Origin of the sequence: Archangium sp. (genome assembly GCF_036388035.1) — a bacterium.
Lineage (GTDB): Bacteria > Myxococcota > Myxococcia > Myxococcales > Myxococcaceae > Archangium.
In genome coordinates, this window is record NZ_DASVSO010000467.1 from 1 (window position 1) to 14,349 (window position 14,349).

A 14,349-nucleotide genomic window follows, 5' to 3' on the forward strand; every position below is an offset into this window, starting at 1 on the left:
CTCGTAGCGCTCCGGCGTGAGGTCCGCGTTGCCCAGGTCATCCACGGCGCGCACCAGCAGCGTGTGCTTCCCATCAACCAGGCCCGTGTACGTCCGCGGGTTCGGGCACGGGGTGAAGTCCGTATCGGTGTCCCGCTTGCACTGGTACGACACCGTGCCGACCTCCGTCCCCGTGTAGTCGAACTCGAACGTCGCGCTCCTCGAGTTACCGAGGAGCGGCGGGTTCTTGACGATCTTCGTGACCGGGGGCGTGGTGTCCACGGTGAAGGTGACGGCCGGGCTCTTGGGGCCCCGAATGCCGTCGACCTCATTGGCCGCCTGGACCTGATGGAGTCCATCGACCAGGTTGGGCCACCCCGAGGGCAGCGGGAAGAAGTAATCGCCATTCTCGAGGGGCGTGACACGACCGACCTCGACCCCATCGATGAAGATGGCCACCATGACCTTGGAATCGGCGGTGGACTCGGTCGTGTGGCCCCGGATGTCGGGCCGGGGATTCTTGATGAAAATGCCTTCGCTCGGAGAGGTCACCGTGGGCACCGAGGGCACCACGAAAGGGTTCGGCAACCTCTTGGCGATGCCATCGCCCCCGCCCTGCGCTCCATACGCGGGACCGCCCGGTGCGGTGTTGAGCTTCTGCGTACCCGGCGTGGCGCCAATGACGATGCTCTCGCTGTCTTGTGGCTGGCACGTGCCTTCGTAGGTGGCCTGGAACAGCACCTGGCCACCACCACCTCCTCCGCCCGGCCCCACCCGGGAGGCAGTCGCGACGCCACCACCGACACCTCCGCTGGCATCGATGTTGTCCGGGAGGCACGACGCGGCCCCAGCGAAGCGCAGGTAGATGCTGCCGCCCGCGCCACCACCACTGGCCGCATCGGTGTCGCTGGAACCACCGGACGATCCCCCCGCCCTGATGGCGCCCACTCCATCGAGATTGTTGCCCCGGATGAAGATGATGCCACCGCCATTGCCCCCGGGCTGTCCGTTGCCCAGATAGCCGTGCCCCGCGCCGCCGCCACCGCCCAGCAGGAGGCGGTCGATGAGCGGCGGGTTTCCCACATTCAGGGCCACACCGCCCCGTCCACCCACGTTACGGGGAGCGGTACTGGTAGGAGCAAGATCCGCGGCGTAACCGCCCAGGCCGCCCATGCCGCCGTTGCCGCCACCGCCACCACCGGACCTGGAGCAGACACCGCCTCCGCCTCCGTTGAGGACGTAGCCGCGCCCGGTGTGCGTGTCCCCATAATACAGATTGGCGATGCCCTCGCCCTTCTGGGCCCCACCATTGAGTGCCGGCACGTCATTGTCCTTGCACCCGGTCGAGCTGCTGGAGCCATTGACGAAGCGGCCTCCGCGGAAGCCCGCCCCAGTCGCGAGGATCCTTCCGTCGTTCCGGACGAGCCCCGTGGCCAGGAACGCCAACACCCCGCCCACCTTCCCGTCCCACGCCCGCGCGGTGAGGGTGCTGGTCTCACGGATGGTGACGTCCGTGTACTCGCGCACCCAGATGACCTGGGTCGCCTCGCGTGCATAGTCGCGGATGAGCGGCGCGGTCAGCTCCAGCGTCGTCCCCACCACCTTCTTCACCCGCGCCAGTTCCCAACGGCCCACGTTGGTGTTGGACAAGGAGAAGGGCGGCGGGGAGTCCTTGACCTCCGGGATGCCCATGTAACCGGTCGTCTGCAGCACCATGACCAGGGCGCCCTCGGGGAAACAGGGCGACGCCGTGCAGGAGTCCACCTCGATGCCGATGTCCCCCTCGTCGATGGACACCGCCACGCGGGCGTATTCGTTGATGGTTTTGGAGCCCGCTGGCAGCTCGTACGCCAGGTCGCGACCCGTGCCCAGGTAGAACGAGTCGCCCTCGGCCAGTGCCGCCGTCGAGCCCAGGGCCAGCGCGCACAGCGCCGCCGCGAGCCACTTCTTCATGAATGGATTGCTCATGACTTTTGAGTCCTTCGACTACTTCAGCTCGCGCTCGGGGGTGACGATGATGAACTCCACGCGCCGGTTGGCCGCGCGGCCCTTCTCCGTCTTGTTGGAGGTGATGGGACGGTCCGGACCGAACCCCTTCGCCTCCAGGCGCGACGGCTCCACGCCCTTGCTCACGAGATAGCCCTTCACCGCCTCGGCCCGCGCCTGCGACAGCTTGCGGTTGGCCTCCGCGTTGCCCCGGTCATCCGTGTGGCCCTCGATGACCATCTTGTCCACCTCGGGGTGCTGCTGGAGCACCTTGGCCACCTGATCCAGCATCGTGAAGGAGCGCGACTGGATGACGGACTTGCCGACGGCGAAGAACACCTGCTCCTTGATCTCCAGCTTGCCCGTCTGGATGACCACGAGCTGCTTCTGCTTCTCCGGGCAGCCCGCGTTGGTGGCTACGCCCTTCTCGGTGGGACAGTTGTCCAGGTGATCCGCCACACTGTCGCCATCCGAGTCCTTCGCCGGGCAGCCACGCAGCTCCGCCAGACCCGCCTCGGTGGGGCACTTATCCGCCGCATCCTCGAGGCCATCGCCGTCCGAGTCCTTCACGGGGCAACCCTGGCGCTCCGCCGGGCCCGCCTCGCTGGGGCACGTGTCCGCCGCGTCCTCGAGGCCGTCCTTGTCCGAGTCCTTCACGGGGCAGCCCTGGCGCTCGGCCGGACCCGCCACGGAGGGGCACGTGTCGTCGGCGTTCTTCACGCCATCGCCGTCATCGTCACGCCGTGAGGCGCCCGGCTTCTCCCCCCCGCCAAAGGCCGCACCGAGCAGCAGGCGGAAGGAAGGCGTGCCCGGGGCGTTCCCGAAGCCGGGGCCACCGAGCGCATAGATTTCGGTCGACTCACCCACGGGCAGCCGCAGACCGGCCAGCACCTCCAGGGAGTTCGACTCGCGGGTGAGCGGCAGGGTGCCGCGCACGTTGAGCTCTCCGCGCAGTCCCTCTCCCGTGGTGGCGAGCACCGCGCCCAGGCGCACCTCGTTGCCCAGCTCGTCCCGGATGTCCGCGTCCTCGCTGAGGGCCACCGCGGGCCGCACCACCATGGCGGCCTCCACACCCGCGCGCAGCGAGCCGAAGCTCCGGCCCACCATCACCCGGGGCGTCAGCCGGACGATGGAGTCCCGCGAGAGCGTGTCCGCGCTGCCCACCGGCAGTCCCGCGCCCAGCTCGAGCGCCAGGTCCACCGGGGCGTCCTGGCGCTGCGAGAGCAGCCCCAGCCGCACCTGCACCGTGGGGGTGGACAAACCGGTGCGGGCTGGAGCCCCAATGCCCTCCGTGGAGAGTTCCTCGCCGCGCTGCCAGGCCACCAGGGGCAGCTGCACGCCGAGCTCCAGCCACCGCATGGGGGCCCAGGCCGCCAGCAGGTGCGCCGTCACCCGGTCCGACACCACCGAGCCCAGCCGGGTGCCGTCGCGGTACATCACGAGCGGATCATTCTCGTACTGCCCCGCGAGCGAGAGGCGGAAGCCGCCGGCCGGCAGCAGCTCGCCAGTGCCCATCAGCAGCGAGCCCTTGCCGTTGGGGTTCAACTCCAGACGCTCCAGCTCGAACTCCGGCAGGCCCGCGGGCTGCGCGAGCGCGACCGAGGTGAGCAGCATCGTGGCGACGGCGGACAGGCGCACGACTCCCGCCGAACGCGTCGACGAGCGCGCACCACTGCGCGTCCCCCGGTGGAGGGACGACTTCGTGTGGCTCATGATTTCTCCGTGTCGGGGCCCCTACGGGTCCACTTCGGCCTGGACCGCCCCTGGCGCCGCGCCCCGGGAGTGAACGCACCCGGACACAACGCCGCGCCGCATAGAGACCCGAGTTGGACAGGTGCTGTCCAGTGTTCATATAGGGTTGGGCGGACGCCCGGCCGTCCTTCGGGGCGCCTCGATTCCGGCTTCCAAGGACCTCGCGGGTTCGCTGCTCCTCGCCTGCTCTGTCTGTCAGTCAACCGGTGAGAGCCACTCCCCGTGCGCCCTCGGGGCAGGGAAACGTTGCCGTGTCAGCAGGGGGTGCGCACCGTGGGGCACGGATGAGCGTCATGAGGCGAGCTGGCTGGGGCCTGGTCCTCGGGCTGGTCGGGTTCGTTTTGAACCTGGCTGCCCTCGAGGTGCTGCCAGGCGTCCATCTGCTGCTCGGTCCCTTGCTGGTGCTCAGCACCGCGGTGCTGCTCGGCCCTGTAGCGGGCGGGCTGGCGGGAGCGGTCTCGGGCGCGAGGACGCTGTGGCTGTGGGGTCACCCCTGGGGGTGGCTCAACATGGTCCTCGAGGCGCTCTTCGTCGGTGCGCTGCGTCGACGCCTCACCCCCCTGGTGGCGGACACCCTCTACTGGGGGATGAGCCCGCTGTATTTCTTCATCACCTACGGCCTGCTCGCGGACATCCCCCTGTCGGCCACGCTGGTGGCGGGGATGAAGCAGGCGCTGAACGGACTGCTGGCGGCGCTCATCCTCCAGGTGGTGCTGCTCGTCCCTCCCGTGCGGCGGCGCCTGCGTCCCCTGCTGCCCCTGCCCCTGGCGGACGTGTCCATCAGCCGGGCCTTCAGCTCGGCGCTGGCACTGGGCGCCATCATCCCGCTGCTGGTGCTGGGCGGGGCCGAGGGCCGCGCGCGCTACGCCACCGAGGTGCATCAGGTGGACGCGGAGAACCTGCACGCCGCGCGGGTGGTGGCCCATGAGATCGAGAGCAGCCTGGAGCACTCGCGCCATGGCGTCGGGCGGCTGGCCCGCACGCTCGCGGCGAGCCTGTCGGAGGACGGGGCACTGCCGGGCCGGCACTTCCTCGAGGGCGAGCTGGAGGCGCTCGTGTCCTATTCGCCGGAGGTGGTCAACGCGTACGTCGGCAGCCCGGAGGGGATGGCGCTCGCCTTCACCCCGCGCACCGACACGGCGGGCCGTGCGCTGGCGGGCACGGACTTCTCGGACCGGCCCTACGTGCGCGCGGTGCGGGAGGCGCGCGAGCCCTTCGTGAGCGATGTCTTCCTCGGGCGCGGCGGGGTGCGGGGGCCGCTGGTGGTGTCGCTGGCGCCCATCCGCCGGGGAGAGCAGTACGCGGGCTACGTGCTGGCCGCGTTGGATCTGCCGCGACTGCGCCGGCATGCCCGCGCCCAGATTGGAGACACCCCGCGGCGCATCCTCGTCGCCGATGCGCGGGGCGGCGTGGTCTTCGACTCGGCCGACGAGGGAAGCGGGCAGGTGCACTACATCACCGACACCCCCCTGGCACGGGCGCTGGAGGGAATGGGCGGCAACGGCACGGGGACGTACTCGGTCGAGCAGGACGCGGTGACGCTGCTGCGCGTGGGCGGCCTGCGCCACTTCGGCATGGTGAAGGTGCCGCAGCTCGACTGGCGGGTGGTGGTGGAGCAGCCGGGCACGCAACTGCAGCGGGACGTGGAGCGGGCCTACTTCAGCCTGCTGGGCACGGTGGGGCTGGCCACGGTGGCGGCGGTGCTGCTGGCATTCGCCCTGTCGCGCACCATCGTCTCGCCGGTGCGGGGGGTGTCGCTCGCGGCGGCCCGGCTCGCGGGGGGAGATCGCTCGGCGCGCGCCTCCGTGGAGGCCGAGGACGCACCGCGGGAGCTGAGCCAGCTGGCGCGGACCTTTGATCGCATGGCCTGGCAGCTCTCCCGGCAGTTGGAGGCCATCGAGCGCTCCAGCCGGGAGAAGGACGCCTTCCTCTCCATCGCCTCGCACGAGCTGAAGACGCCGCTCACGGTGCTCAAGGCCCAGGTGCAGTTCCTGCGGCGCAGGGTGGCGGGCGAGCACTCGGGGCGGTTGGACAACGTGAGCCGGCAGGTGGACCGGGTGACGCGGCTGGTGAACCAGCTCCTGGACGCCTCGCAGTTCGGCCTGGAGCAGCTCCCCCTGCAACGGGCCCGGCTGGACCTGGGCGAGCTGGTGCGACGGGTGGCGGAGGAGCAGGTGGCGGCCTCGCCGCTGCACACGCTGGAGCTCGACACCTGCCCGGTGGTGGGCGAGTTCGACGAGCCGCGCCTGGAGCAGGTGGTGCACAACCTGGTGTCCAACGCCCTCAAGTACAGCCCGACGGGCGGCCCCATCGAGGTGAGGACGCGGGTGCTGCCGGACGGCGAGGCCGAGGTGGTGGTGGCCGACCGTGGCATCGGCCTGCGCGTGGAGGACGAGGAGCAGCTCTTCGAGCGCTTCGAGCGGGGAGATCGCCGCGAGCTGGCCGGCATCTCGGGCATCGGCGTGGGGCTGTACGTGTCGCGGGAGATCATCCGCCGCCACGGGGGGCGCATCTCGCTGCGCCCGCGCGAGGGAGGCGGAGCGGTGGCCACGGTGCGGCTGCCCCGGGGTGGGGAGCCGGAGCACGACCACCGCTCCCACCACGCCCCCCTGGAAGAGGGGCGGGAGTAGGACGGGAGGGCGTCAGCCCAGCACGCCGAGCGCGTGCGCCAGCCGCCAGGCCACCACGAGCAGGTGCGCGTCCTGCACCGCGTCCAGCTCGCCGATGAGCACCTCCAGCGGCAACCAGCGCAGGCGCGAGTCGCACGCCGCGTCGGCCTCGACCTCCACGGCGAAGGGCCACACCAGCTCGGGGGTGACACCCGGCGTCGTATGGTACGAGCCGCCGAGCTCCCAGGTGTGGCGCACCGTGACGGAGAACTCCGCGCGCAGACGCTCGGCGATGAAGGCGGGCACCTGGCTCGCGTGGGTGAGCGTCCGGGGCAGCCGCCAGGCCGGCGTCACCGCGAGGCTCGCGCTTCCCGTGAAGTGCTGCACCGCCGGCAGCTCCCGGTGCTCGATGCCCACGCGGATGCCCTCCGGCGTGCGCACCACCGGGAGCGCCACGGTGGTGTTGCGGCTGGCCTCGCGGGGCACGAGGTACTCGCGCGGCACGCTCGCCAGCACGCGGCCCTCCGCGTCGTGCTCGGAGAAGGTGCCGGTGCGCAGATCCAGGTAGCCGGTGCCCCCCTCGTCATGGGACGAGAACACCGCGCGGCGCACGGGCGTCAGTGCGTCCTCGGCCCAGCGGGGGACACGGGGCTGCTCGGTGAGCCGCAGGGAGGCGCCGATCCACGGCCCCGGCGAGGCGCCCAGGTGGCGCAGCAGGCGGTGGATGTTGATCTCCAGCCGCGCGTCCACCATGCCGCCCACGTGACAGGCCCGGAGCACCTGGCGCGCATCCAGCTCGCGCACCGAGCCGGCGCCGGTGAATGGGCCGTAGTCGGGGGCCGGCAGCCCGGTGGACGGAGCCACCTCCACGAGGTACGCGGACACGCGCTCGCTCACCCCGCCGGGCGAGGTGAAGTAGTGCGCCGGCTCGCCCCGGGCGCGGAGGCTCTCGGCGGGGAGGCCGGCCCGCTCGTGGAGGATGCGCGAGATGGCCTTCTCGGGGGGCTCCCCCGCGTGGGTGATGGCGGCGAGGGGCTCGGTGACGTAGCCGGAGAGCGTCGCGCCACCGAGGTTGGGGTGAGCCGCGCACGCGTTGACGATGGGCCGGGGGAAGCCCTTCTTGGCCAGCACGAACACCTGGCCCTCCTGGCGGAACCAGGGCAGCAGGTCCAACGTGCGCCCCGGGCGCTCCACCAGCTCGAAGACGCGGCCCGTCTCCTCGTGGCGCCAGGCGCTGAGGGACAGGAAGTGGGGCGCGGCGAGCGGCACGCTGTGCTCCTCGCGCAGCTCCACGCCCGCGCCGGGAGGCACCTTCTCGCCGACGATGAGGTAGTTGGTGGGGGGGAACGGCAGCGGCCGGCCCTCGGTGTCGCTCAGGTGGAAGCGACCCTCGTAGCGATTGGCGAGGATCCACGGGTTGCGGATGGGCATCGAGCTGACGATGCGCAGCTCGCGGCGCCGGAAGGCGGCCTCGAACTGGGCCTGGGAGAAGTAGGTGTACTCCTCGAGCAGCTCCACGTCCCAGTCGGTGCGGTAGTCCTTGCGGAGGATGAACTCGTTGGCGGCGCGCAGGGCGAGCCGGTAGCGGACATGCCCCGGGTGGGGCGAGGCGAGCCGTGCGTACGGCACCGGGCCCTCCCGGTTGACGCTGCAGCGGAAGTCCCGGGCGAAGCGCTCGAAGAGCGCCGCGGTGGACAGACCCTCGACAGGGCCCTCGGGGGCACCATCCGTCTCGGGCAGGTCGAGGAGCACCTCGGAGGGCCCATCGGGGATGACGAAGTCGCGGATGATGATGACGCCGCCGGTGCGCAGCGCGCGCACCTGGTTGTCCAGACACTCCTCCAGCCGCGCGAGGGAGAAGCCATTGAAGCTGGTGACGTGGTGGAGCACCGACGAGTCGAGCACCCCATCCAGCGACTCGGGCGGGAAGACGGGATCGGCGATGTCGCCCACCACGTAGCGGAGGTTGGGGCGCTGGTAGGACGCGGCGGCCATCTCCACGGACACCGGGTTGATGTCCACGCCCACCAACTCCAGGCCGCTGTAGAGGCACGCCAGGTCATGGGTGCCGCGACCCGAGCCGCTGCCCATGTCCGCCACCCGGCCGCGCGAGGGGAAGTGAGCGGTGGTGAGGGCCACCTTCTGCTGCATGGAGGCATCCATGCCGGCGAAGTAGGTGGCGTAGTGGTCCGAATTGCCGCGGTGTTGGGCGGCGTAGGCTTCCGCCGGGCTCGTCTTGGGCGCCATGAGGCCGCCACTCTACCAGGGTGCCGAGCCACCAGGCTCCAGGGGGCCACGGAACGAAAGCGCCCGTGCTAGCGTCCAAGCGGCATGCGACCCGTCCCCGAGCCCCCGCCGATGTCCACCCGCGCCCTGTTGGCGTGCCTGGTGCTCGCCGCCGCGGCGAGCCTCTTCCTGTGGCAGACGGTGTGGCTGTACCCCTTCCGGCTGCTGGTGACGCTCATGCACGAGAGCGGGCACGCCCTGGCGGCCTGGGCGGTGGGCTCCCAGGTGAGCAGCGTCACCATCAGCCCGGCCACGGGCGGGCTCACCTACCACTCCGTCACCGGCTCGCTCTGGAGGGAGCTGCTCATCGCCTCGGGCGGCTATGTGGGCTCCTCGCTGGCCGGGGCGTTGCTGCTGATGGCCGCCGGGCGCATGCGCAGCGGGCGCGCCCTGTTGTGGGGACTGGTGGTCTGGATGGTGGGCGTGGCCGTCCTCTGGGTGCCGCTGCTCCCGCCCGACCCCGGTGCCGCCCATGCACTCGCCACCGGCTCGTCGCGCTCGGATGGGCTCTTCACGCTCGGCTTCATCGCCGGCATGGGGGCACTGCTCGGGTTGGTGGCGTGGACGGGGCCGGTGTGGCTGCGGCGCGGGCTCGTCGTGTGGATCGCCGCGCTGTCGTGCCTCCTGGCGCTGCAGGACATCAAGGGCCTGTTCGGCTACGGCCTGCAGGTGGGCGTCTCGGATGCGCACGCCATGGCGCAGCTCACCTACCTGCCCGCGCCCCTCTGGGCGGCGGTGTGGATGGTCGTGTCGCTCGGCGCCATGTGGCTGGGGCTGCGCTCCATCGTCCGGCGCCAACACCTGATGACCTCGCGCCGGCCCCTGGTCGGTCTGTCCCCGCGCTAGACGCGGGTTGTTTCAGAAGGGCAGCGAGGCACGCCCGTCCCGGTGATCCCGGAAGAACTGCCGCACCTGCCGCACGGAGGAGTGCTCGGCCAGGGGGCTCACGTCCACCGCCTCCAGCCGCCGGCACAGCTCCGCGTCGAGGGCCAACCACTCGAACCCGAGCGCTTCCTCCAGGGTGCGCCGGGGCTCCGTCTGACCTCGGAGCAGCTCCTCCTCCGTCGGCTCGCGCCCGAGGAGTTGGCGCAGCACGCCCCGGTCCTGGAAGAGCAGCACCTCCGTCTCCGGCACCAGCAGGTTGATCTTCCACAGGTCGGCGCAGGCCACTCCGCTGAGCAGGTACACGATGGAGCGGTGCGTCTGCCGGAGTTCCTCCGGCTTCGCGTCCGTGACCAGGGCCACGACGTACTTGCGACGCAGCAGCGTGGATCTCGCCGAGGTGACACTGCTCCCCACGTAATTCGACTCGCTCACGCGGATCTCGCGGCCGAACTCCGGCTCGAGCAGCTTGCGGAACACCTGGGCCATTGCCTCCCCTCGGACGATCAGCACCGGAATCATCGGAAATCCTCCTGCTTGAGTTCGTGATCCATCACGGCTTCTTCCACGGCCTTTCGCCACTTGATCCCGAGTGCGCTCCGCATGCCGAGCCTCAGGGCGAGATTCACATCCGACTCCTCCCACAACAGGAGGTTGCGCAGAGGCTGTGCGTGGAACTCATCCACCGCGGGGACGGAGAAGCCGCTCACGCTGAAGAAGAGACCGATGACGGGGGGTGGCCGCCGATCCACCCGAACCTTGAGCTTCGCGATCGGGCCGAAGCCAACAGGCTCCCGCCAGTGCTTGCACTCGACCAGGCACGAGAGCCCATCGACGTAGAGCGCCCCATCCACCTGCTCCCACTCACCCCGGTAGGGCCAGATGACCTCCGCCCCTTCGAGCTCGAACGCTCGCAGGATGAGGTACTCGAAAGCCTTGCCTCGCGGCCACGGCGCGAGGTCCCGCCCCGTCTTCACCTGCTCCCACAAGTCGAGCAGCCCAATCCTGCTCATCGACCGCACCCACCCGATGTACTTCTCCTCCCCCTCCACGCCCCACCTCCCGGCAACGCCCCCACTTTCCGGAAGGTTAACCAGACCCCCTGACACGTTCCCTGATCGCGACTCCATGACAGTCATTGCCACGCGCCCCCAACTCCATCCTGAGTATCGGGCACATGACGTCGTACGTCAAGTGGTTGGGTCTACCTGATGGGTGACGCGCCCGTACACGGGTCGGGCATCGAGCAGCCTGGAAGGGACTCCCCCACCCCGCCCCTCAGAGCTTCTCCACCGCCACCGTGTTGTCGTCTGGCTTGCGGTCGATGAGCTTGTTGAGCGGATCCACCCCCGCCTTCGCCGGGCGCTTGTCCACCACGGCGGTGAACTCCACGTGGCCCTGGGTCACCTGGCGCTTCTCCAGGAAGAGCGGCTTGCCCTCTTCGTCGAGCACGCCCACGTCCATCCAATCGGCGAGCTTCACCTCGAACTCCGTGCCGACGCCGGTGGCCTCCAGCTTCTTGCTCGTGGCGGTGACCTTCACCTCGAACTTCCCATCGGCGCGCTCGGTGTACGTCGCGGAGAGGGCGCGGTTCTCGTAGAGCGTCATGCGCTCGAAGAAGTCGTGGATGAGGTACTGGAGGTGCGCGGGCGTCACCGCGCGCAGCTCGGCGAGCAGCTCCGGCGAGCTCGTGAAGGGCGGCTGCTGGAAGGCCACCTTCCCCCGGTACGAGGCGAGGGCGCGATTGACGGTGTCCTCGCCCAGGTAGTCCTGCAGCGCGTACATCACCAGACTGCCCTTCTTGTAGTGGACGTAGCCCTGGCCCTCCACGCGCGCGAGCGGTGCCTCCTGCTTGCGCTCGAAGGCGCGTCCCATCAGGTAGCCGTCCAGCTCGTAGCGCAGGAAGCGCCCCATCCGCTCCTCGCCGTACTTCTTCTTCAGCACCATCAGCGCCGCGTACTGGGAGAGCGTCTCGGACAGGAGCGCGGAGCCCTGCACGTTGCCGCCCACCACCTGGTGGCCCCACCACTGGTGCGCCACCTCGTGGGCCGTCACGTAGTAGGGGTAGTCCACGTCCTTCGGGTCGCTCGGGTCCACCTTGGCGATGAAGCCAATGGCTTCCGAGAAGGGGATGGTGTTGGGGAAGGACTGGGCGAACTTCTGGTAGCGGGGGAACTCCAGGATGCGCACCTGCCGGTGCTGGTAGGGCCCGAAGTGCTTCGTGTAGTAGTCGAGCGAGTCCTTCACCGCCTGAATCATCCGCTCGACGTTGTACGTGTGGCTCGGGTGGTGGAGGACCTCGATGGGCACGCCGTTCCACGCGTCTCGCGTCACCGCGTAGCGCGCGGAGAGGAACGCGTAGAAGTTCAGGATGGGGCTGTCCATCGTGTAGTGGAAGTAGCGTCGGCCATTCTCGGTCCACTCCCGCTGGAGGTAGCCGGGCGCCATCGCCACCTGGTCCGGCGAGGTGCTCACCGTGGCCTCGAAGGAGATCCAGTCCGCGTCCGAGGCGATGAACGAGACGCGCCGGGCCTCCAGATCGTCCGGCTTGGCCAGGGGAAGCCGGGAGGACAGCCCGTGCTTCTTGCGCGTCGGGTCATCCTGGAGCTCCCGGCTCGGCGCGTAGCCGAGCACCGGAAGCACCGTGTTGTGGAAGAAGGTGCCGTTCTCCACCAGCTCCGTCTCCGCGTCCTCGTTGCGGAAGCCATGCGGGGCGAACTCCAGCTCGAAGCGCAGCTCCGCCGAGGCCCCTGGCGCGAGCGGCTCGGGCAGGGTGTACGTGGAGAGGCCCAGCCGCGTGTCCTGCTCGGTCGCCTTCTCCGCGCCCGCCACCACGAGCTGGTGCACCTTCATCTCGGCCGGCAGGTTGACGTAGACGGTCTTCACCGGCTCGGCCATCTTGTTGACGAGCCCGAAGGTGCCCCGGGCCCGCATGCGCGGCTCCTCGGGGAAGAGCTCCACCGCCACCTTCACCGAGACGACGCTCGGCTGCGCCACCTTCGCCAGCGCCTTGTACTTCTTCTCGTAGTCGGCGGCCTCGGCCTCTTCCTGATGCTGCGTCTTGTAGGGATTGAGGCGATTGGTGTTGTGGAAGATGAAGGCCCCCGCCGCCACGGCGCCCAGCACCGACACGGCCAGGCCCAGCCGCACCGGGAGCGAGGCCCGAGCGCCCACCAGCCGCAGCCGCCAGCGCGCCCCATCCTCCGCGCCCCGCACCCAGAAGAGGTGGATGACGAAGGCGAGCGCCAGCGCGACGAGCGCCCAGTACAGGCGGAACCACACCATCTGCGGCACGAAGGGCCCGAAGCCATTCATGTCCGAGTACGTGTACGAGGGCGCACTGCCATACAGGTAGAGGTTGTGCTCGAAGCCGAAGTCGGAGGCGAACGTGCCGGCGAGCAGGTAGAGCACCATCACGAAGTGGCCCACGTTCTTGTGGTTCACCACCACGTGGACGAGCAGCGCGAGCACGCACAGCATCCACAGGTTCAACAGCCGGATGCCGAAGAGCTCCGTGGCGTAGAGGCCGAGCTCGAAGTGGAAGTAGCCGCGGAAGACCTGCACCAGCAGGCCGCAGACGAGCAGCACCGCGTTGAGGAGCACCTGCACGCCCATCAGCGCCAGCAGCTTGGAGAGGAAGGGCAGCCACCCGGGCACGGGCAGCGCGTCGGAGAGCAGGTGCATGCGCGCGTCGCGCTCGCGCCAGATGAGCTCGCCCGAGTAGAAGGTGATGATGATGATCTGGAAGAAGGTGAAGCTGCCTCCCAGCATCTCCAGCACCAGGTACGTCACGGGATGGACGGTGGTGCCGTACATCGCGCCGATGACGCGCGAGGCGCCGAAGACGAAGATGACGCCGGCCAGCACCATCACCACGAAGTAGACGTTCTTCACCGTCTCCTTGAAGTCCAGCCACGCCAGGCGCGGGAGCATCCGCAGGAAGGTGGCGCCCCGGAAGTCGCGCGAGACGGTGAGGGAGGCGAGCGGAACGTGCTCGGAAGCGGGCTCGGCGGTAGCCTCCGCGCGGCCCCCGGCCAGGGCCTGGGTGCGCTGGAAGCGGACGAGGGTATAGCCCAACATCACGGCGCCCAGGCCGCTCCAGAGCAGGCGGTTGTAGAGGAACCAGCCCTCGAGCGGCGGCAACAGGGAGTTCTTCTCGGCCGGCGTCCAGTACTCCTGCACCAGGCGCAGGGCATTCAGCCCGAACGGGTCCACGAGCGCGGCCACCCACTTCGTGTCCAGCTCCCGCAGCAGGCTGTTGCCCATGAGGTAGCCCACGAGCAGCACCACGCTGATGACGTAGACGGGGAGGATGCGTCGGGTGAGCGCGGCCAGCCCGAAGAAGAGGGCGCCGGTGAAGAAGAGGTTGGGCAGGATGCTGACGAGGTAGGGCCGCAGGTACGAGCCCGGCACGGTGGGACCGAGGAGGCTCGGGTCCAACCAGGGCATGGTGCTGCCAAACCTCGCCCCCAGGGCGATGCTGGAGAAGATGACGACGAGCGTGAGGAAGGCGCCCAGGAAGCGGCCGAGCAGGTACTGGAGGCGCGAGATGGGCGCGGTGAAGAAGAGCGCGTGCGTGCCGTGGGCGAAGTCCTGGTAGACGGCCTGCCCCATCACGCCGCCGGTGACGATGACTCCGGCGAAGCCCAGCAGGGTGAAGAGGTTGTTCAGCGTGTAGGGCGAGTTGGCGAGCACCTTGCCGCCGCCCCCGGCGCCGAACATGACGGTCTTGAAGGCACCTCCCGCCGCGTTCATCGCGAGGCAGGCGAGCACGAAGAAGACGCCGAAGTAGATCCACGTGGACAGCATCTTGAGCCGCCGACGCAGCTCGAAGAGGGCAATCGTGAGCATGGTG

8 protein-coding genes are annotated in these 14,349 nt (G+C 69.8%); 2 read left to right on the forward strand and 6 right to left on the reverse strand.

The window, feature by feature from the left end:
• Together agmC and VF697_RS18690 are read right to left on the reverse strand one after the other, a co-directional pair.
• Window positions 1-1,947 (reverse strand): adventurous gliding motility protein AgmC (agmC, locus tag VF697_RS18685; RefSeq protein WP_331096862.1); only part of this gene is annotated, 1,947 nt, incomplete at its 3' end.
• Window positions 1,948-1,965: 18 nt separating this feature from the next.
• Window positions 1,966-3,678, reverse strand: a complete 1,713-nt coding sequence (locus VF697_RS18690; RefSeq protein ID WP_331096864.1) for an OmpA family protein — start codon at window positions 3,676-3,678, stop codon at window positions 1,966-1,968.
• Between the two features lie 332 nt (window positions 3,679-4,010).
• On the opposite strand from VF697_RS18690, the gene VF697_RS18695 reads away from it, so the two are divergent.
• Window positions 4,011-6,347: an ATP-binding protein gene (locus tag VF697_RS18695; protein ID WP_331096866.1), complete on the forward strand. Its 2,337-nt coding sequence runs from the start codon at window positions 4,011-4,013 to the stop codon at window positions 6,345-6,347.
• A gap of 12 nt (window positions 6,348-6,359) precedes the next feature.
• Here VF697_RS18695 and VF697_RS18700 read toward each other — a convergent pair whose 3' ends face one another.
• Complete coding sequence (locus VF697_RS18700; RefSeq protein ID WP_331096868.1) at window positions 6,360-8,573, reverse strand: methyltransferase domain-containing protein; 2,214 nt, start codon at window positions 8,571-8,573, stop codon at window positions 6,360-6,362.
• Between the two features lie 111 nt (window positions 8,574-8,684).
• Between VF697_RS18700 and VF697_RS18705 the strand changes: the two genes are divergently transcribed.
• On the forward strand, window positions 8,685-9,458 hold the full coding sequence (locus tag VF697_RS18705) for a M50 family metallopeptidase (protein ID WP_331096870.1): 774 nt from the start codon (window positions 8,685-8,687) through the stop codon (window positions 9,456-9,458).
• Window positions 9,459-9,470: 12 nt separating this feature from the next.
• On the opposite strand, the gene VF697_RS18710 is transcribed toward VF697_RS18705, so the two are convergent.
• From VF697_RS18710 to VF697_RS18720, 3 genes are all read right to left on the reverse strand, one after another.
• A complete protein-coding gene (locus VF697_RS18710) occupies window positions 9,471-10,016 on the reverse strand; it encodes a hypothetical protein (RefSeq protein WP_331096872.1) in 546 nt (181 codons plus the stop codon).
• Window positions 10,013-10,633, reverse strand: coding sequence for a restriction endonuclease (locus VF697_RS18715; RefSeq protein ID WP_331096914.1), 621 nt, complete (start codon window positions 10,631-10,633; stop codon window positions 10,013-10,015). Before VF697_RS18715 ends, VF697_RS18710 begins: the two co-directional genes overlap by 4 nt.
• A 139-nt stretch (window positions 10,634-10,772) precedes the next feature.
• On the reverse strand, window positions 10,773-14,345 hold the full coding sequence (locus VF697_RS18720; protein WP_331096874.1) for an ABC transporter permease/M1 family aminopeptidase: 3,573 nt from the start codon (window positions 14,343-14,345) through the stop codon (window positions 10,773-10,775).
• Window positions 14,346-14,349: the final 4 nt, after the last annotated feature.